Genomic DNA, 20,353 nt, shown 5'->3' with positions numbered 1-20,353 from the left:
TCTATTTAAAAGTCAGCGTAAATACCGTCCTTTCACCCGGAATAGATTCCACAGACAGGCTTCCCCGATGGAGGTTCATAATCTGTCTGGAGATAGCCAGTCCGATACCGGAACCTGTTTTTTTGGTTGTGTAAAAAGGAACAAAAATTCGCTCCAGAGCCTCCTTAACTATCCCTGGTCCATGATCTTCCACTTGGATCAAAGTGCCCATGTCTCCCTGCGAAATACCTCGAAGCGAGATCATCCTATCGGCTTGCTTTTGCATGGATTCGGAGGCATTCTTTACCAGATTGATCAGGATCATGGTGATCTGATTCGTGTCGCAGTGGATTTCTAGATCTTCAGGGAGCACTTCAGCTTTGACAAAAGTTTCGTTGCTTTTCAGCTCTTCCTTCATCAGCATAAGTACATTTTCAAAGAGTTCTCTGACAGCAATGATTTCCTTTTTCGGCTCAGGAATATTGGTGTAATCCCGATAGGCATTGACAAAATTGACCAAGCCTTTGCTTCGGTTGGCGATCGTGTCTAGACCTTCCTGAATATCCAAAAAACCGTCTCGTTTGATCAACATTCCTTCCGTTTGCACATAGCTATCCTCATCCAGAATTGTTCTTAAAGAATCCACCAAACTAGAAATTGGAGTGATGGAATTCATGATTTCGTGGCGAAGAACTTTCGTCAGGTTTTGCCAAGCTTCCAGTTCATTGGATTGCAATTCCGCATTGATATTTTGCAGAGAAAGTAAAGTCCAGCTTTGTCCGCCCATCTTGAGTGAGGTGGATTGGATGATCAGAAAGAGACTGGAGCTTGCTTTGAAGGAAGTTCGCTGACCGGGTTTCATTTCCAAAACCTCTTTGAGCAAGACAGGTGAAAGCCTCCCCAGATCATTGATATCCCGAAACTGAGGGATTTGGAGGAGTTGCTTTGCAGCATTGTTGATCACACCGATTTTTCCGTCAGGATTGAAGGAAATAATTCCTGTATTGATATGTTGAATGATGATCTGTAGAAAAAGCATCTGCTCTTCCTTTTCGGCCCGGGTTTGCTTGAAGACTTCCATGACCTCATTGAAAGCCATGTTTACCTCACGGAAAGAATTGCCCATTTTGCTATCCGAGGTGAAGGAACTAGAAAAATCCGCAAAACGAATGGAATCCAAAAACCTCGCAAGTTTTTGATTGATCGAATTGACATAGTAGATCATCTCGCCGACTATCCCTATCACGATCAGTCCCAAAATCGCCGGTGCAAGTAAGAGCTCCTGACTAAAGTACAGCCAGATGCCCACAAAGATACAGATGGTGATAAGCAGGATGCGAAGACTGATCCCAACCGAAAATCGCCTATAGACCATATTTTTCCAATCTTCTATAGAGCGAGGATCTAGTCAAACCCAATTCCTCTGCAGCTCGGGTAATGTGTCCATTGTGCTTTTGCAGCGCCTTTCTGATCAAGATTCTTTCCACATCCTCTATGTTCAAATGCTCCAAACTCACGTTTTCCTCCGATTTTTCAGGTTGATTGACCTTTTGTAAAAATAGATCCTCAGGCTGCAGCACATTGTGATTGCTCATGATGACTGCACGCTCGATGCTGTGCTGGAGTTCGCGGATATTACCGGGCCATTGGTATTTGATCATCCGCTTGAGCAATGGCTCGGATGCTTTGCGGATATCCTTGTTGTACTTTTTGGAATAAAAACCTATGAAATGATCGGCCAGCAAGGGAATATCCTCGATCCGCTCTCGAAGTGGAGGAAGCTGGATCTCGATGGTATTGATACGATAGAGCAAATCCTGACGGAAACTATTGTCATAGACCATGTTGTGGATCGGCATATTGGTAGCCGAGATCAAGCGGATATTGACATCCACCGGTTTATTCGCACCGACCCGCGTGACTTGACGATTTTGTAGCGCTGCCAATAATTTGGCCTGAAGAGGCAAAGGCAAGTTTCCGATTTCGTCCAAAAACAAAGTGCCTTTATGAGCCTGCTCAAATCTCCCGGCCCGATCTTCTTTGGCATCGGTAAATGAGCCTTTTTTATGGCCAAAAAGCTCCGATTCGAATAAAGTTTGGGTGATCGAACCCAAATCCACTCCGACAAATGCTTCTCTGCTTCTTCGGGAATTTCTGTGAATAGCTCGTGCAATCAATTCTTTCCCTGTACCATTCTCTCCCAAAATCAAGACGTTGGCATCTGTTGTAGCAACTCTTTCTATGGTTTCAAAGACCTTTTGCATGGATGGGCTTTGCCCGATGATGTCTTTGAACTTATTGTCTATGTCTTGCTGAAGTGTGGCTTTCTGATCCTTGAGAAGGCTCACCTCCAATTTTTTCTGACGCAGTTGCAGGGCTGAATTGAGCGTGGCCAATAGCTTTTCATTTTCCCAAGGCTTCAGTACAAAATCTGTAGCACCTTCCTTGATTGCTTTCACCGCAAGATTGACATCGCCATAGGCAGTAATCAAGACCACCACCGCAGAAGGGTCGAGCTCCAGAATCCGATCCAGCCAATAAAAGCCTTCTTGGCCTGAGCTCACATCTTTGGTGAAGTTCATATCCAGCATGATCACATCGTAATTTTCATTGTGTGTGAGGATAGGAAGAAGGTCTGGGTTGGTTTCTGTATCCACCTGCGCAAAATGCCTTTTCAAAAAGATTTTGGCTGCTTTTAGCAAGTCTTCATTGTCATCTACGATTAGGATTTTGCCGATGCGTTGCTCATTCATAGCGGGTTCAGATTAGCTGTTTATCTAAAAAGGTCGATACCCATTGTTCCAAAAGCTTGCCGAATTCAAAAACTGGATTCAAAATTCAGTAAATGTTCGATTTCGGATGAATTTGACCGATTTTTTATTTTTTAGCTTTCCCTTCAAGTTAGTTCAGAAAAATTCAGAATCGAAATGTTTTGTTCGCTGGCGGACGAAAATGTTCGAGTCACTCTTTTCGATTTTTTCAAAAAACCTATTTCAAAGCCCGTGAATAGGATTTTTTGCATGGCACATCATTTGGCATATTGGGCATGGCCTCAAAAGGCAACACGCACAATGGATAGAAAAATTGAGAAAAAGACCTGGACGCCCAGGAAAATCGCTTGGATCGTCGGAGGAGCAGTTTTGCTCTTTGGAATTATTTATCAAATCGGATTTGCGGATCATCGATCCACCATGAATGTGGAAAGTGACCGCTTAAGTATCGCGACAGTCAGTACCGGAGAATTTACCGATTATATATTGGTATCCGGTCAGATTGAGCCGGCCCAGACTTTTTACCTCGATGCGGTAGAAGGTGGGATGGTCGCCAGTGTCATTCGTGAGTCTGGCGCCTTGGTGGACTCAGGTGATACCATCCTGATCATGGCCAATTCCAATCTCCAGCTCGATGTGATGCAGCGTGAAACGATGCTCTATGAGCAAATCAATAACTTGAGACAAACTCGGCTCTTTTTGGATCAAAATGATCTGAATCAACAAGGACAATTGGCTGAGATAGACTATCAGATTTCTCTTTTGGAACCCCAATACAAGCGATTCAAAGAATTGCATGAGAAGAAATTGGTGTCCGACAGGGAATTTGAAGAAGTGGCTGAGCAATACGAATACAACCTGAAAAGAAAGGAACTTACTTATAAATCCTACCAAAGTGACTCTATTGCGAGAGCCTATCAGCTGGCACAGTTGAGACAGTCGGAGGGAAGGATGAATGCGTCTCTGAATGGAGTCGGACAGATCTTGGATAATCTGGTGATCAAAGCTCCGATCTCTGGGCAGCTGGCGATGGAGCAGATCGAGATTGGTCAGGCGATCAATTCTGGTGAAAGATACGGGCAAATTGACGTTTTGGATGAGTTCAAGGTCAGAGTGCCAATCGATGAATTGTACCTACCAAGAATCGGCCAGGGGCTAAGAGGAAAATTCACGCTCAGTGGTCAAGATCATGAGTTGGAGATTTCCAAAATCTATCCTACGATTACCAATGGTCGATTTGAAGTGGATATGGTATTCACCGGTGAAAGTCCACAGGGAATCCGAAGAGGACAGTCAGTGAGAATCCGACTGGAATTGGGAGATAGTGAGAAAAGCTTGCTATTGCCGACTGGTGGTTTCTTCAAGGACACTGGTGGCAACTGGGTATTTGTCTTGAATTCTTCTGGAAATGCTGAGAAGCGAAATATTCGATTGGGTAGGAAAAATCCAGAATACTACGAGGTATTGGAAGGACTGGTAGAAGGAGAGAAAGTGATCGTATCTGGCTATGAGAATTTTGGAACCAACGAGGTGCTGGAGTTGAAGTAGGCGGTGGATGTCCAATGTCCGATGTCGGGTGTCCGTTGAGGTAAGGAATTAATTCAGTTGATATAAATATGTCAGAGGACAAGGAATATAGCCCCAGTTTCAAATTTGAAAGTTTGCAGATTTGGCAAAAGGCGATGGATTTGGCAGAAGACATTCATCGATTGACCATCAAATTTCCAAAAGAGGAAATTTACAATCTGACTTCACAGATCAAAAGGGCTAGTGATTCAATTGCCTTAAATATTGCTGAAGGGTCTATTTCTCAAACAAATCCTGAGTACCTCGAATTCCTTGGGTACGGAATCAGGTCTTTGGCTGAAGTAGTGACTTGCCTGCATAAGGCAAAAAGAAGAAAATACATGGACGAAAATCGCTTCATGCAACTTTACAAAGAATCGTTTCATCTAATGAATATGATGCAATCATTTAAATCAAAATTAAAATAACAACCACCGACTAACCGCTTCCTTCATCGGACAACGGACAGTAAACATATCTATAACCACCGACAAACCGCATCCGGCATCCGGCATCGGTCATCGGACAATAAACAAAATCTATGACCAACGTAATCAAAACCGTCAATCTACGAAAGCTCTACACGACTGAGGAAGTAGAAACCACCGCCTTGGACGGCATCCAAATCGAAGTGAAAAAAGGGGAATTCGTCGCTATCATGGGGCCCTCAGGATGTGGCAAATCAACTTTGCTGAACATTATCGGTCTCTTGGACAATCCAGACGAAGGAGAGTATCATTTCCTTGACCATGAGGTAGCGAAATACTCCGAAAGACAAAGATCTTCTTTGAGAAAAGGAAACATCGGATTCGTCTTCCAGAGCTTTAACCTCATCGATGAATTGACAGTGTTTGAAAATGTGGAACTTCCGCTTTTGTACTTGAAAATCCCTGCGGATGAGCGCAAACAGCGTGTTGAAGAGGTTTTGACTCGGATGAACATCATGCACCGAAGAAATCACTTTCCTCAGCAGCTTTCCGGTGGACAGCAGCAGCGTGTGGCTATCGCCAGAGCGATTGTCGCCAAGCCATCTGTGATCCTTGCCGATGAACCTACCGGTAACTTGGATTCCAAAAACGGGGAAGAAGTGATGCGTCTTTTGGAAGAATTGAATAATGAAGGAACCACCATCGTGATGGTAACTCACTCTCCTCATGATGCCAACTACGCTCACCGAATCATCAACCTATTCGATGGAAAAGTGGTGACCGAGAATATCCGGGAGCAATTCCACGTATAAAATTCAAAAATTGAAAAATTCTAAAATTTGAAAATTGGTCTTTCCAAGTCTTTGGTTTTCAATGAAAAAGGGAGGTTGATGATGAGCGAAGACCAATTTTCATTTTTAGGAAAGGTTTCTTACTGATTCTGAAATTTTTCAATTTTTCAATGTTCCAATTTTACAATTAAGACTCCCATGCTCCGCCACCAACTCCTCCTCGCCATCCGTAGCTTCTTGAAGCACAAAAACATCTTTGCCATCAATCTATTTGGTTTGGCAGTGGGCTTGACCACGGTGGTTTTGATCATGCTTTGGGTGAAGGATGAGACGTCGATCAACCGCTATCATTCTCAGGTAGATCAGATCTACACGGTCATGACCAATCATGACAATGCCAACGGAATGGTAACCATTCCCTATACGCCTGCAAGGTTGGCAGAAACCATGAAGGAAGAACTCCCCCAAGTAGAAAAGGCCAGCGGGCTGTCTCCATTCATCGATGGAGTTTCCTTTGAAAATGGGGATGTGGTCATGGATGGATCTGGGCTATTTGTTGACCAGGAATACTTGGAAATATTCGATGTGGATTTTTTGGTTGGCAATAAGGAAAAAGCCCTAGTAGGAATTAATTCTGTTGTGCTCACTGAATCCCTAGCTAACAAATTATTTGGATCCTCTCAATTGGCTTTGGGCAAATCGCTTCATTGGAATGTGTTCAATTTTGAAAATGAGGTAGAGGTCACAGGAGTGATTGCAGATCCTGGAAATTTGGATGTACGCAAACCTGAATTTTTTCTGGCTTATCCATTTTTCGTAGACATGCTTGGGGACGGGGTACATTGGGATAATTTCAATAGCACCACGGAACTGATGCTCAAGGAAGGAACTGATATAGTGGCTTTCAATGAGCAAATTGAGAATTTCATCAAAGAAAAAGAGGCAGGATCCAATGTTTCAGTCTTCGTACAAAACTTCGGAGACACCTATCTCTATGGCACCTATGAGGAAGGAAAAGTAACGGGAGGCCGAATCAGTTATGTCAAGATATTTTCAGCTATAGCCATCTTCATCTTGCTGATAGCATGCATCAATTTCATGAATCTGACTACTGCGAGATCCATGAGCAGGCTCAAAGAAATTGGAGTCAAAAAATCCATGGGAGCAAGCCGTGGAGGTTTGTTTACCCAATTCATTACTGAATCCTTATTGTTGACATTTTTTGCCTTGATCCTTGCGGTTTTGGCAGCTTATCTGCTTCAGCCAGTTTTCAACCAAATCACGTCGAAGTCACTTTCTCTTCAATTCGGAATGCAGATTCTTCTGATGTTGGGAGGGATTTGGCTGGTGACAGGTCTTTTGGCGGGCATTTATCCTGCAGTTTACCTTTCCAAATTCAAACCTGTGGAGGTGATGAAATCCAATGTCAAGGGAAGTTTTGGGGAAGTGCTGGCTCGAAAAGGTTTGGTGATTTTTCAGTTTTCCATTTCCCTTTTGCTCATTATTGGGATCACGGTTTTGAGCAAGCAGATGAATTTCATCCAAAGCCAAAACTTAGGTTATCAGCAAGAGCATTTATTGGAATTCAATGCCTCTGCTATCAATCCTCAAAAGATGGATGCCTTTTTGGAACAAACCAAGAATATCTCTGGAGTAGAAAATGCATCGAGTTTATCTCATCCGCTCATTGGCTTGGCGAGTTCTACGATTGGGTTGAACTGGGAGGGAAAGAATCCAGATGATCAAGTCAAATTTGAAAATATCTCAGTCAATATGGGGTTGATAGAAACCATGGGTTTCGAAATGCTTGCTGGACGTACGTTCTCCCCGGAATTTGGCGATGAAAGCACCAAGATCATATTGAACGAGGCGGCTGTGAAAACTATCGGTTTTGAAGATCCAGTAGGTCAAATCGTCAACCTCTGGGGAAATGACAAAGAGGTGATCGGTGTCGTCAAGGACTTTCATTTTGAGTCTTTGAAAGAAAATGTCAAACCAGCCTTCTTGAAATACGATCCGGGTTTTGCCCAAAAAGTGATGGTGAGAATCGACGCTTCCAATCAACCCGAAACGATTGCAGGCATAGGGGACGTGTATGAAGATTTCACAGGTCAACCTATCAATTTGAAATTTATGGATGAGGATTATCAGACACTTTATGCCTCTGAGCAGCGAGCTTCGTCTTTGGCTAAGTATTTTGGTTTGACTGCCATTTTCCTTTCCTGTTTGGGACTATTTGGATTGGCGGCTTTCACAGCTGAAAAGCGTAAAAAGGAGATAGGAGTACGAAAAGTGATGGGTGCATCCACTGCTGGCATATTGACTTTGGTTTCCAAAGACTTTATAAATCTGATCTTGGTAGCTATCCTCATTGCTGTTCCGATAGCATGGTATTTAGCCAATTCATGGCTCGAATCCTACGCGTTTCAAACCAACTTGAGTTGGTGGATATTCGCTGGTTCAGGTGTCTTGTTGATCCTGATTTCATTGGTGACGATTGGAGTTCAAGCTTTCAAAGCCGCTTCTGCAAATCCGATCAATTCACTTCGAAGTGAATGATTTTGGAATCAAGAGCCAAGAGTTAAGAACCGAGAGTCAAGAGTAAAGAGCCAAGGAAACGAGCTTTGCCAATGACCGTGTCTCCACGGTCATTAAGAATATACTGTCTCGTGAAGACTCAAATTTTCCAATTTTCCAATTTTGAAATTTTCCAATTCCAAAAATCATGTTCGAAAATTATTTCAAAATCGCCATCAGGAACTTGAAGAAGCATAAGTTCTATACATTTATCAATGTTTTTGGACTGTCGGTAGGAGTAGCTGTATGCATGATCATCACGCTCTTTGTGGTCAATGAACTGAGCTATGACAAGCATTTTGAGGATTCGGATCAGATCTATCGGGTACATGCAGATATCATTTTCGGAGGCAATCACTGGGATATGGTTTATGCTCCTGCACCCATGGCTGAGGCTTTGCCAGCCGAATTTCCAGAAGTGGAATATGCGGTGCATTTGAGGCAGAGAGGATCCTATCTAGTCAAAAAAGTCGATGAGAATATCAAGGAATATGGAGTGATTTGGGCTGGAAAGGATTTTTTCAATGTTTTTGGCACTCCATTGCTCGAGGGAAATCCCGAGGGAGTTTTGGCGGAACCCAACACCATGGCCATCAGTCGGAGTACTGCTGAAAAGTATTTTCCCGGAGAAAGTGCCTTAGGCAAATCCCTGATTCTCGATAATGATATGGATTTCAGGATTACCGGAGTCTATGAAGATATTCCCGAAAACAGTCATTTTCATTTTAACTTTTTACTGGCCATGCAAGGCCTGGATGAAGCCAAAGGAACTTCATGGCTGAGCAATAATTTTCAGACATACCTGAAAATCAGAGAAGGTTCCGATCCCGAGAATTTGAATGAAAAACTGAGAAGTCTCGTCAAGAAGAATGTGGAGCCTGAGCTGAGCAAGGTGTTTGGGGAAGGAGCTACGCTGGATGCTATGATGGCCGACGGGGGCAAAATGGAATATGAAATCCAGCCTTTGTTGGATATCCATTTGAAAAGTGATTTGATGGGTGAATTCGAGCCGAATTTCAACATCACCTATGTCTATCTTTTTGTGGCAATAGCTCTCTTTATCTTGGTGATTGCCTGCATCAACTTTATGAATCTGTCCACTGCCCGATCTTCCAATCGCGCCAAGGAAGTGGGAATTCGTAAAGTGATGGGTTCGGTGAGATCTCACTTGATCCGTCAGTTTTTGATGGAGTCGATCTTGCTGAGTTTGATTTCTTTTTTGATAGCCGTTCCGATTGTGGCGATCTTGCTTCCGGTTTTCAATGAACTGGCCGGCAGAACCTTGGTAATGCCTTTTTCGCAAGGAACTTTTTATGGCATCATGCTCCTAGGGGCCATTGCCACGGGAATATTAGCAGGCATCTATCCTTCCTTTTTCCTATCTGGATTCAAGCCGGTGAGCATTCTCAAAGGGAAGGTGGCTATGGGAATGAAAAGTGGAATGATTAGAAGTTCTCTGGTAGTTTTCCAATTCGCCATCTCTATCATCCTCATCATCGCTACAGTGGCGGTGTTCAATCAGTTGAATTATATCCAAAATAAAAAGATCGGCTTCAGCAAAGATCAAGTGATCACCGTGGAGGACATCTATGCATTGGGAGATCAGGCTGAGTCATTCAAAACCGCGGTGCTTTCCAATAGCATGATGGAGGGTGGTACAATTTCCGGTTACCTACCTGTGGCAGGTACTTATCGAAGTGATACGCCTTGGTGGGCGGAGGGCAAAGATCCCAAGCAAACCGAAAACATGGTGAGTATCCAAAACTGGAGGGTGGATTATGACTATGTGAATACTTTGGGGATGGAAATCGTGCAAGGGAGAGATTTCTCCATCGAATATCCATCTGATTCCAATGCGGTGATCTTGAATGAAACTGCCTTGGCAAATTTCAATTTCGAAGGGGACCCGATCGGTCAAAAAATTTACACCATGGTAGGAGACAATGAGACCATGAATTTGGACGAGTTGGAAAGCAAAACAGTAGTCGGAGTGGTGAAAAACTTTCATTTCGAATCCCTGAAAGAGAACATCGGAGCCGTGATGATTTTTTTGGATGACAAACCTAGAGGCATTGCCTCCTTCCGCTTCAATGCAGCGAATACCGATCAGGTCATTGATTTTGTGGAATCTCAATGGAGAGAAATGGCGCCGGGCCAGCCCTTTACCTATTCCTTTCTCGACGATCGATTTGGGAAAATGTATGCGGCTGAAACACGGTTGGGAAAAGTATTTGGGATTTTTGCAGGCTTTGCTATCCTGATAGCTTGTTTGGGGCTGTTTGCCTTGACTGCCTTCACCGCCGAGCAGAGAACCAAAGAAATCGGAATCAGAAAGGTATTGGGTTCCAGTATCGGAAGTATCATTGTGCTCCTTTCCAAGGAGTTTGCCAAACTGGTGCTGATCGCATTTTTGATTGCTTCACCGATTGCTTGGTGGGCGATGAAAAAATGGTTGGAGGATTATCAGTTCAAGCAAGATTTGGGCTGGCAGGTGTTTATTGGAGCAGGAGTCTTTGCAATTATGATTGCTTTGCTCACTACCAGCTACCAATCCATCAAAGCTGCTACAACCAATCCGGTGAAGTCTTTGAGAAGCGAATGATTTTTGGGTAGCAAGTAACTAGATTTTAGAATCAAGACTCAAGAACCAAGAGTCAAGTTTAGCCCAGACCGTGTCTTCACGGTCTGTTGGAGAAAATGTCTCGTGTAGACACGAGACAGGGCGGGAAGAATCAATAGCCTAGAGACAAGAATCTAGAACCTAGATCCTAGAATTAAGATTTAAAAAGTCCAAAGAAATGAAAAGAATTGGGTTTTAACCCGTTCCCATCGGGACAATATGATTTAGCCCCATGTTTTAACGTGGGGATGCCAATGATTCGATTTTTTCCATGTTTTGGCCGAGTGAAGATTTGTGATGAAGAGGGCGCTTCGCCAAAACGAATTCAGGATAAGAGGATTATAAATTCTTGGATAGGATTCAGGATTACAAATCCCGAACAGCTGGTTGAATAGGAATGGTGCTTTAGCCCATTCCTATAAATTTGAGAAGCTCCTTTCTGGGCTTTAGCCCAATTCGAGGATAAATGATTTTTTCGCCCACCAGCGAACAAAATTGGCTTTGTGCGCACAGCTTTTTTAAAGCAAAAACCTCCAAACTGGCCGTAGAGCTTGTTTTTGGCACTTGGCATTACCTGTGTAACTTTTTAATGGCATCAGCATTATTAAAGTAGAAGTACTAGCCCGTCACATCTTTTTCAAATGATTGTATAGTCTCTATGCAACCTTTTGAATCGCAGAGACATCTTTCAATAATAGGAACCAAACCAACTCTGTTACCACAATTTTTCCATGCAACGATTAACCTTCCTCCACCATGTTTAAAAACTACTTTAAAATTGCTCTCCGAGGTTTCAAAAAACATAAGCTTACATTCTTCATCAATTTATTCGGTTTGTCATTGGGACTTTGGGCCGCGATTCTGATCGGTTTATGGGTGGATTCAGAGTTGAAAATGGACAGGGAGTTTGCTGACATCGATCGGATCTATCGAGTGATGGAGCATCAGACTTATGGAGCTGATATTTTCACGACCACTTCTACACCTGGGGTTTTGGCAGAAAGCATGAAGGAGACTTTATCGGAAGTCGAATATGCATCCACTTACACCTGGCCCCAAACTCAACTTTTTATTCAAAAGGATAAGCGCATCAAATTGGAGGGAATTTATGCCATGCCGGATTTGCTGCATATCTACCAGTTTGAGCCATTGGAAGGGGATATCAATCGGATGCTCACCGAAAACAATCACGTGGTTTTGACCGAGGATGGAGCGATTTCCTTGTTTGGCCGAACAGATGTAGTAGGAGAGGATGTGGAGATTCGTCAAGGCACAGATTCGAAGAATTTTATTGTGCAGGGCGTTTTAAAAACTCTCCCTAAGAATTCAACCATGAAGTTTGAGTATTTGCTTCCTTATCAGGTGTTTTTTGATGAAAATGACTGGCTCAGTGATTGGGGAAATAATGGGCCGAGTACGATCATCAAGCTGAGAGAAGGAGTGGATGGCGAGGCTTTTTCCAAAAGCATATCGGAGTATATCCTTGAGAGAAATGAAGAATCCAATGTGGAGTTATTTGCCTATCCGAGAGGAGAATTGTATCTCCATGGGCAATGGAAGGACGGGATGCCGGTAGAGGGAAGAATCAAAAACGTGAAGCTTTTTGCCATGATCGGCATATTCGTTTTGATCATCGCATGCATCAATTTCATGAATCTGAGTACTGCCAAATCCCAAAAAAGAGCCAAAGAGGTGGGAGTGAGAAAAGTCTCTGGAGCCAATAAGAATTCTCTGGTAATTCAGTTTTTGAGCGAATCACTGCTGATCACCTTATTCGCAGCCGTTTTTGCCATTCTTTTGGTTCAGGTGACTTTGCCGATTTTCAATAATCTGACTGGTAAGGATATGTCAGTTCCGTATTTATCTGGCTTTTTTTGGCTACAGATTCTGGGGATCATTATTCTAACGGGATTGGTGGCAGGATCCTATCCGGCCTTTTATTTATCAGCAACAAAAGTTGTTTCGGTTTTTCGATCTTTTACCAAATCAGGAAAAGGAGTGGTGATGGCCAGAAAAGGCTTGGTGCTCTTCCAATTCATTTTAGCGACTATTCTGATTGTTTCCACGATGGTGGTTTATCAGCAAATCAACTTTGCGATGAATCAGGATTTGGGATATTCCAAAGATCAACTGATCCAAGTGCCCTTGGAAGGAAAGCTTTTGGAAAGCTTTGATGTCTTCAAAGCCGAATTGGAGAAAAATGAAAACATCCTCTCTGTCAGTAGATCTTCATTTGGATTCATGGGAAGAAACTCCAATACGGGAGGGGTTTCCTGGGAAGGGAAAGATCCGGACAATTCGGCCCTTTTTGAGATTATTCGGGTGGATTATGATTTCCTTGAGACGACAGGATTGAGTTTGATAAAAGGTCGAGCCTATGACCGAGCCAATGGAGCAGATTCTGTATCTGGGGCAATTCTGAATGAAACGGCATTGAAACTCATGGAGCAGGATCAAGAGGGACAGGAATTTTTTAGAATGTGGGGAGATGAGCGCTCAATTACTGGAGTGGTAAAAGACTTCCACTTCGAAAGTTTTAGAAACAATGTGGCTCCGGCTATTCTCATTTTAGATCCACAAAATACATGGCAAGCCTATATCAAAGTGAATACAGATCAAATCCGTGAGACGGTTGCTTTTCTGGAAACGACAGGTAGAAATATGAACCCGGAGTTTCCCTTCGAATACAGTTTTATGGATGAAAACTATGCGAGACTCTACCAAGAAGATGTGAGATTGAGGGACTTGGCACAGTACTTCAGTATTTTGACCATTTTGATTTCCTGTCTGGGATTGTTGGGACTTTCTGCTCATGTCGCCGAACAAAAGACCAAGGAAATTGGGATTCGGAAAGTCTTGGGAGCATCCACCTTCTCCATTTTGCAGGTGATCAATAAGGAGTTTATTCTGATAGTATCCTTCTCCATAGTGATAGGATCTGGAATTGCCTTTTGGGTGATGCAAGATTGGCTGGAAGGGTACCAGTATCGAATCAATTTCGAATGGTGGCTTATCCCGCTGGCAGCGATTACGATTTTTGGAGTGGCCTTCTTGACGGTGACATTACAGTCCTTGAAAGCCGCACATTCCAACCCGGTTCAAGCGATAAAAAGCGAATGAGTTTTGGAGTAGCTAGATTTTAGAACCAAGAGACGAGAAACAAGATCCTAGAAACTAGAGTCAAAAGTCAAGTTTAGCCTCAGACTCTGTCTTCACGGTCTTTTGAAGAAAATGTCTCGTGGAGACACGAGACGGGGCGGGAAGAATCAAAAGGCTTTGAGCCAAGAAACAAGATGCTAGAGCCAAGAACCTAGAGCCAAGAACCTAAAACAAAGAATTGTCAAACGATGAATAGGAATGGGTTTTAACCCATTCCTACAAATCAATGAATCAAACCCACATTTTTTTGATCAGATGCAACCCGCTGGATCTGATTTGCATCTAAGTTTTTGTAAGTAAAGAAGTAATGGTGCTGAGTACAGTTCTTAAGATGCATGGAGGGGCTAGGCTTGCATATTCTTGTCTCCTGTATTGAATCTTTCAAGGTGTTTTCTTTGTCCGCCAGCGGTCGAAATCCAGTGGGGACGGACAGTGAACTTTAGAAAAAGTGCCTTGAAAGACTCAATTCGCATTTTTTAGCCTTTGGCACAATTGCTGAATTTAATGATCTACCAAATTTAGAAACTATGAATTCTATCAAGACCACCGCTTTTATTGTCCTCTTGTTTTTAATGGGATTTTCGACTCAGGCACAAACAAGTGAGACAAGGAATCCCGGCAAATTTACGACCATCGAGTCTGGAGGAAGTTGGGACGTATTTGTCAAAATTGGGAACAAGGATGAGGTTCGGATCGAAGCAGAAAATATTGATCTGGACAAAGTGATCACGGAACTCGACGGCAATAAGCTCAAGCTGAAGCTGGAGAAAGGAAGCTATAAAAATGTCCGATTGAAATTTTATATCACCATGAGAGACTTGGAAGGTCTTGGGAGCTCAGGTTCTGGCTCTATCAATGTGGAAGATAATATCGAAACTGATCGCTTGAATCTGGGAGTTTCCGGTTCGGGATTGATTCACTTCAGAAATATCTACGCCCGCTCTATCAATGCCGGTCTCAGTGGATCAGGCGATATCGTGATCGAAGGTGGCAGCGTAGAGTCCATCAATGTGGGCCAGTCTGGTTCCGGTGATTTTGAAGCGATCGATCTGGAAGCTGAGGAAGTCACGATCGGCAAATCAGGTTCTGGAAGCACTCATGTGACGGCATTGAATATACTGAAAGTAGGAGCATCAGGCTCTGGCAATGTCTATTACAGAGGCGAGCCTCAGTTGCAAATAGGAGTATCAGGCTCTACCAAAGTTGTAAAACAATAATCAAACCCAGCTCTATGATGATCAAAATGCCGGTGAGTTTACTTATCGGCTTTTTTTGTCTTCTGCCCAACTAGCCTTCACCCAAATTCACCTCGGCCATGCTGAAAAACTATCTGAAAATTGCCTACCGAAATCTGATCAAAAACAAAATCTACACAGGGATCAATATCTTGGGCTTGACCTTGGGTTTGACCTGCTGTTTGTTGATTTTTTTGCAGGTAAAAGATGAGGTGAGTTATGATAAATTCTGGAAGGACCAGCAGCATATTTATCGGGTGGCTTTGGAGCGAATCTATCCGGATCATGTCAATCTTTATGCGATCATTCCAGATGGATTTGGGGAGGTTTTCAAAGATGAAATTCCTGAAGTCGAAGATGCCACTCGGCTTTTCACATTTGGGGATTTTGCGAGTATGGTGCAGGTGGATGAAGATTTTTATGAGGAGCGATTGGTGGCGATGGCTGACTCCAATTTTTTCGAGATGTTTCCCATACCTATGGTGGCAGGAGATGCGAAAACAGCCCTGTACCAAACCAGCGCTTTCGTAGTCAATGAAAAAACGGCCCTCAAGTATTTCGGAACCACCGATGTAGTGGGCCGACAGCTCAAGGTCAATGGACAGGACGTGGAGGTGACGGGTGTGATGGAAGATTTGCCTGCCAATACTCATTTCAATTTTGATCTGCTTGGTTCGACGGCAGGGATGCCCTTCAACCAAGATCCGACGTATGCCAGTTTTGCGGCGATGACCTATATCAAATTGATACCTACGGCTTCCCCTGAAAAGGTTGAAAATGCGATTCCCCCTTTGGTGAAGAAATATGCAGCAGGTCAAATCGAGCAAAACACCGGGGTGAATTACGATGAGTATATCGCCGCCGGCAATGGCTATACTTATTTTCTCCAAGCTTTGGGAGATATCCACTTGACCTCCAAGCTTCAGAATGAAATGAAAGCCAATGGTGACATTCGCTATGTCTATATTTTTATTTCAATCGCCATTTTCATTTTACTCATCGCTTCGGTGAATTTTATCAATCTGGCAACAGCCAGATCTTCAGAGAGAGCACGGGAAGTGGGAGTGAGAAAGGCGATGGGATCCGATCGGCAGCAGCTGATTACCCAGTTTTTGATGGAGGCTGTCTTGCTGGTAGTGATCAGCTTGGCCTTGTCCAGCATCTTAGTAGGATTGACCCTTCCATTTTTCAATGATATGGCTCAAAAAACCTTGTCCCTTGGCTGGGAAGAGGCACTGGAGCTGCTACCATGGCTAGTGGGGATGGGGATTTTTGTCTCTTTGGTGGCAGGGTATTATCCCGCTTTCCAAATCTCCAAAATGCATGCAGTGGAGATAATGAAAGGGCAACTTTCTTCCACTAGAAAAGGGCAATTTCTCAGAAATGGATTGGTGGTGTTTCAGTTTACCATTTCCATCATGTTGATCGCCGGCACACTGATTATTCAGCGGCAGATCAGTTTTATCCAAACCAAAAATCTTGGCTTTCAAAGAGATAATGTGCTAGTGGTGGATCGTTTTGGGCAATTGGAAAACCCGGAAACATTTCGAAAAGAAGTGTTGAAAATCTCGGGGGTATTGGATGCAGGAGGAAGCAGTGCCATGCCGGGGAATTCCTTTTTCGGAGTGCAGTTTACTCCAGAAGGTAAGTCAGAGGTCTTGACAGGGAAGGGATTCGTGGCGGATGATTTCTTCTTAGATGCCATGGGAATCCACATGACCGATGGGAGGATATTTGGAGAGGAGTTTAATGATAGCACCTCTGTCATCCTCAACCATGCCGCTGCGCAGGCTTTTGGCTTGGAAAATCCAATCGGGAAGAAAATTTACAGCGGAGCAAACGTGAATGGAGAGCAAGTCAATATTCCCTATACCGTCGTAGGCTTGGCTGAGGATTTTCATTTTGAATCACTTCATTTGCCGATTACGCCTTTGGCGATTTTCAGTACGGAGTCTGCCGTGGGATTCCAGAATTTCCTAGCCTTGAACATTTCAGGGGATCAGCCTCAGCAAACTATCGCAGAGGTAGAAAAACTCTGGGATTCATTTGGGCAAAATCAGCCTTTCTCTTTTTCCTTTTTGGAAAATAACCTTCAAAAGCAATATGTGGAAGAGCAGGTTTCCAGTAAGATTTTGGCCTCATTTTCAGTATTGGCAATTCTGATCGCCTGTATCGGTTTGTTTGGTTTGGCAGCCTATACAGCTTATAAAAAGACCAAAGAAATAGGCGTGAGGAAGGTCTTGGGTGCTTCTACTACTGGATTGGTATGGATGCTGACCACCAATTTCAGCAAGCTGGTTTTTGTCGCTTTTGTGATAGCAGTCCCGATTTCTTACTGGGCCATGGGCGAGTGGCTTCAGACCTTTGCCTACCAGACTGAGCTCAACCCGTTGATTTTCTTATTGGCTGGTGTGCTGGTGATGGTCATAGCATTGCTTACGGTGAGTTATCAAGCTTTTGCTGCTGCTAGATCCAATCCAGTGAAGAGTCTGAAAAGTGAGTGAAGTAGCAAGTATCAAGTATCTAGTATCAAGAGGCAAGAATCAAGAACCTAGAATTAAAAATGAGTTTAGAGAACAGAGAATAGAGATTGGGTATCAAGGGTAGTTAATCTTCCAATTTTCCAATCTTTCAATTTTAGAATTTAGAAAGCATGTTTAAAAATTACTTCAAGATCGTCTTCCGAAATGCTAAAAAGCATCCCATGTATGTCTTTATCAATCTGTTTGGTTTGGCAGTGGGGATGGCGGTGAGTATCATCATTCTGCTGTATGTGCAGTTTGAACTGAGGTATGATACCTACCATCCAGATGTGGATCGCCTGTACCGGGTTTCGCGAGCTTGGTTTAATCAGGATGGAAATGAAAGTCTGCATCTGGGGCATGTGGCACCTCCATTTGGGCCTCTGATACAGTCGGATTTTCCGGATGATGTGGAGTCAGTGGCGAGACTGATGAACGCTGATCCGCTGATCCGGGCCGGTGAAAATGCATTTGTGGAAGAGCGCTTCTTCATGGCGGACCCGGAGGTATTTGATATTTTTTCTTGGGAGATTATTGAAGGAGATTCCAAACAGGCATTGAGTGAGGCGGATGGAGTGATCTTATCAGCAAGCACCGCTAAGCGGTATTTTGGCGAGCAATCTGCTTTAGGTAAGGAATTGGAAATGGAGATTGCAGGGATGGAATTTGATCTGCAGGTAAGAGGAGTGATGCAAGATATGCCGGCAAACTCCCATTTTCAGGTGGACTTCTTGACCTCAATGATTCCAGTCGTCCAGTTTTATGGAGGCCAAGAGGCTTTTATGGGAAACTTTGGGTCCAATAATTTTTCCACATATCTCAAATTGGCGGAGGGAGTGGATGCCAAGAGTTTTGAAGATAAACTCGCTGGCATGATTGACCGGCATATGGGAGAGACTGCGCAGGGTGTTCCGATGTCGCAAACTACCGACTTATTCATGTGGCCAATTGAGGATATTCATTTGTATTCTAATCTGGATTCGGAAATCGAAGCCAATGGAAATATCGACTATGTCTATATCTATGGGGCTGTTGCATTATTTATTCTTCTGATTGCCTGTATCAATTTTATGAATCTGAGCACAGCCAGATCTTCGCTGAGATCTATGGAAGTGGGACTTCGAAAAGTGATGGGAGCAAACAAGTTGGTGCTCGTCCGGCAGTTTATGGGAGAAGGTTTTGTGATGACTTTTATAGCTATGCTGCTGGCGCTTGCATTGGTATTTCTTTGCTTGCCGATTTTTGCTGACTTTCTGGACAAGCCTTTATCCTTGAATTTTCTTTCCAACCCCACTTTGATCCTTTGGATAGTTGGAATAGTCGTATTTGTAGGCATGATTTCGGGCAGTTACCCAGCTTTGTTTCTTTCTGGATTTGCTCCTGCCAAAGTGCTCAAAGGAGCTTTCAAAGCTGGCAAAGGGCATGAAAATTTCCGCTCGGTATTGGTTGTTGGGCAATTTGCCATCTCGGTGGTTTTGATCGTTGCAGTCTTGGTTGTGATCGGGCAGCTGAGCTACATGCAAAACAAGGATCTGGGATTTGAAAAAGAAGATGTGGTGGTGCTACCGAGTAGTGCAGCTATCACGGAGAACTACCGAATCATCAAAGACAGACTTGAAAATCAACCAGGTATAGTGGAAGTATCCATGTCTAGCAGAGTTCCTTCGGGTAGATTGCTTGATTCACAGGGAGCCACGACTGAGGTCAATGGAGAAATGACCCAGCTCAATCTGCGAATAGCTGACGTGCATGTGGCTCATAATTTTCTTGAAACATATGGGATTCCTCTGGTAGCCGGTAGGGATTTTGACTATCAAATGGCCAGTGATTCTACCGAGGCGTTTGTACTTAATGAAGCATCAATCAGGGAAATAGGCTGGTCATCTCCCGAAGAAGCTATCGGCAAGCCTTTTCACTATGGTGGACGAAGGGGATTTGTGACGGGTGTGATGCAAGATTTTCATTTCGAAAGTTTACATCAGCCGATTGTACCCATCGTGTTCATGATTTCTCACGATCGAAATAACAATGTGAGCGTGAAGTTTGAAGCGGATAAACGAGATGAGGTGCTGGCATACCTGAGAGGGGAGTGGGCTGATTTCAGACCGGGATATCCTTTCGAACCGAATTTCATCGATGAAGGATTTAACAGACAATACGAAGCAGAAGCGAGGGTCAAGACAATCTTTACATTCTTTTCTGCTTTGGCTATTTTGATTTCGGTGCTTGGTTTGTTGGGTTTGGTGACATTTGCGACGGAGCAGCGCACCAGGGAAATCGGAATCCGCAAAGTAATGGGAGCAGAGACTTCCAATATCTTGGTGCTTTTGGGCAAAGATTTCCTAAAGCTGGTGGCGATTGGTTTCTTGATAGCTATTCCGGTTTCTTGGTTTGGAATGGATAGCTGGCTGGAGGATTTTGCCTACCATATCGGGATCTCGTGGACGACATTCCTCTGGGCTGGCTTGATAGCCGGGTTGATTGCGGCTGTGACAGTGACGAGCCAGACACTGCGGGCAGCTTGGGCCAATCCAGTGAAGAGTATTAAGAATGAATAGGGTTTTAGTATCAAGAGTCAAGAATCTAGAGCCAAGAGTCAAGTACTTAGAATTTGAATATTGGAAACCTAGATAAGTGATTTTAACGATTCCTATGCAACTATTGGGATGGTGCAAGCATCTAAAATTAAAGGGCTTTCAAGTATG

Annotated in this window: 11 protein-coding genes; 9 read left to right on the top strand and 2 right to left on the bottom strand. The window is 43.6% G+C overall.

Annotated elements, in window-relative coordinates:
* Position 1 precedes the first annotated feature (1 nt).
* Both G460_RS0106040 and G460_RS0106035 read right to left on the bottom strand, forming a co-directional pair.
* Entirely contained in the window at positions 2-1,354 is a 1,353-nt protein-coding gene (locus G460_RS0106040) for a sensor histidine kinase (protein ID WP_026954513.1), read from the bottom strand.
* A complete protein-coding gene (locus G460_RS0106035) occupies positions 1,344-2,732 on the bottom strand; it encodes a sigma-54-dependent transcriptional regulator (protein ID WP_026954512.1) in 1,389 nt (462 codons plus the stop codon). Before G460_RS0106035 ends, G460_RS0106040 begins: the two co-directional genes overlap by 11 nt.
* Positions 2,733-3,050: 318 nt before the next feature.
* On the opposite strand from G460_RS0106035, the gene G460_RS0106025 reads away from it, so the two are divergent.
* The 9 genes from G460_RS0106025 (at position 3,051) to G460_RS0105970 (ending at position 20,206) form a co-directional block, all read left to right on the top strand.
* Complete coding sequence (locus tag G460_RS0106025) at positions 3,051-4,298, top strand: efflux RND transporter periplasmic adaptor subunit (RefSeq protein WP_026954511.1); 1,248 nt, start codon at positions 3,051-3,053, stop codon at positions 4,296-4,298.
* 68 nt (positions 4,299-4,366) lie between these two features.
* The gene (locus G460_RS0106020; RefSeq protein WP_026954510.1) at positions 4,367-4,744 is read left to right on the top strand and encodes a four helix bundle protein; all 378 of its coding nucleotides are present in this window, start codon (positions 4,367-4,369) and stop codon (positions 4,742-4,744) included.
* Positions 4,745-4,857: 113 nt separating this feature from the next.
* On the top strand, positions 4,858-5,556 hold the full coding sequence (locus tag G460_RS0106015) for an ABC transporter ATP-binding protein (protein ID WP_026954509.1): 699 nt from the start codon (positions 4,858-4,860) through the stop codon (positions 5,554-5,556).
* 177 nt (positions 5,557-5,733) lie between these two features.
* Complete coding sequence (locus tag G460_RS0106005) at positions 5,734-8,094, top strand: ABC transporter permease (RefSeq protein WP_026954508.1); 2,361 nt, start codon at positions 5,734-5,736, stop codon at positions 8,092-8,094.
* Positions 8,095-8,260: 166 nt separating this feature from the next.
* Entirely contained in the window at positions 8,261-10,714 is a 2,454-nt protein-coding gene (locus G460_RS0105995) for an ABC transporter permease (protein WP_026954507.1), read from the top strand.
* 774 nt (positions 10,715-11,488) lie between these two features.
* Positions 11,489-13,852 carry an ABC transporter permease gene (locus G460_RS0105985; protein ID WP_026954505.1) on the top strand — a complete coding sequence of 788 codons (2,364 nt, stop codon included), beginning with the start codon at positions 11,489-11,491 and terminating at the stop codon, positions 13,850-13,852.
* Between the two features lie 566 nt (positions 13,853-14,418).
* Positions 14,419-15,108 (top strand): head GIN domain-containing protein, encoded by a 690-nt coding sequence (locus G460_RS0105980; protein WP_026954504.1) that lies wholly within the window; start codon positions 14,419-14,421, stop codon positions 15,106-15,108.
* A 98-nt stretch (positions 15,109-15,206) separates the two neighbouring features.
* Positions 15,207-17,630 (top strand): ABC transporter permease, encoded by a 2,424-nt coding sequence (locus G460_RS0105975; protein ID WP_026954503.1) that lies wholly within the window; start codon positions 15,207-15,209, stop codon positions 17,628-17,630.
* Between the two features lie 149 nt (positions 17,631-17,779).
* A complete protein-coding gene (locus G460_RS0105970) occupies positions 17,780-20,206 on the top strand; it encodes an ABC transporter permease (RefSeq protein ID WP_026954502.1) in 2,427 nt (808 codons plus the stop codon).
* Positions 20,207-20,353 lie beyond the last annotated feature (147 nt).

The sequence above is a fragment of the Algoriphagus vanfongensis DSM 17529 genome (assembly GCF_000429465.1).
GTDB classification, from domain to species: domain Bacteria; phylum Bacteroidota; class Bacteroidia; order Cytophagales; family Cyclobacteriaceae; genus Algoriphagus; species Algoriphagus vanfongensis.
Note: the sequence above shows the minus strand (reverse complement) of the source record. Positions and strands in the feature narration are given on the sequence as shown.

Bases quoted from the DNA above. Each gene is read 5' to 3' on its own strand.
- G460_RS0106040 (WP_026954513.1), bottom strand. From the start codon at position 1,354: ATGGTCTATAGGCGATTTTCGGTTGGGATCAGTCTTCGCATCCTGCTT.
- G460_RS0106035 (WP_026954512.1), bottom strand. From the start codon at position 2,732: ATGAATGAGCAACGCATCGGCAAAATCCTAATCGTAGATGACAATGAA.
- G460_RS0106025 (WP_026954511.1), top strand. From the start codon at position 3,051: ATGGATAGAAAAATTGAGAAAAAGACCTGGACGCCCAGGAAAATCGCT.
- G460_RS0106020 (WP_026954510.1), top strand. From the start codon at position 4,367: ATGTCAGAGGACAAGGAATATAGCCCCAGTTTCAAATTTGAAAGTTTG.
- G460_RS0106015 (WP_026954509.1), top strand. From the start codon at position 4,858: ATGACCAACGTAATCAAAACCGTCAATCTACGAAAGCTCTACACGACT.
- G460_RS0106005 (WP_026954508.1), top strand. From the start codon at position 5,734: ATGCTCCGCCACCAACTCCTCCTCGCCATCCGTAGCTTCTTGAAGCAC.
- G460_RS0105995 (WP_026954507.1), top strand. From the start codon at position 8,261: ATGTTCGAAAATTATTTCAAAATCGCCATCAGGAACTTGAAGAAGCAT.
- G460_RS0105985 (WP_026954505.1), top strand. From the start codon at position 11,489: ATGTTTAAAAACTACTTTAAAATTGCTCTCCGAGGTTTCAAAAAACAT.
- G460_RS0105980 (WP_026954504.1), top strand. From the start codon at position 14,419: ATGAATTCTATCAAGACCACCGCTTTTATTGTCCTCTTGTTTTTAATG.
- G460_RS0105975 (WP_026954503.1), top strand. From the start codon at position 15,207: ATGCTGAAAAACTATCTGAAAATTGCCTACCGAAATCTGATCAAAAAC.
- G460_RS0105970 (WP_026954502.1), top strand. From the start codon at position 17,780: ATGTTTAAAAATTACTTCAAGATCGTCTTCCGAAATGCTAAAAAGCAT.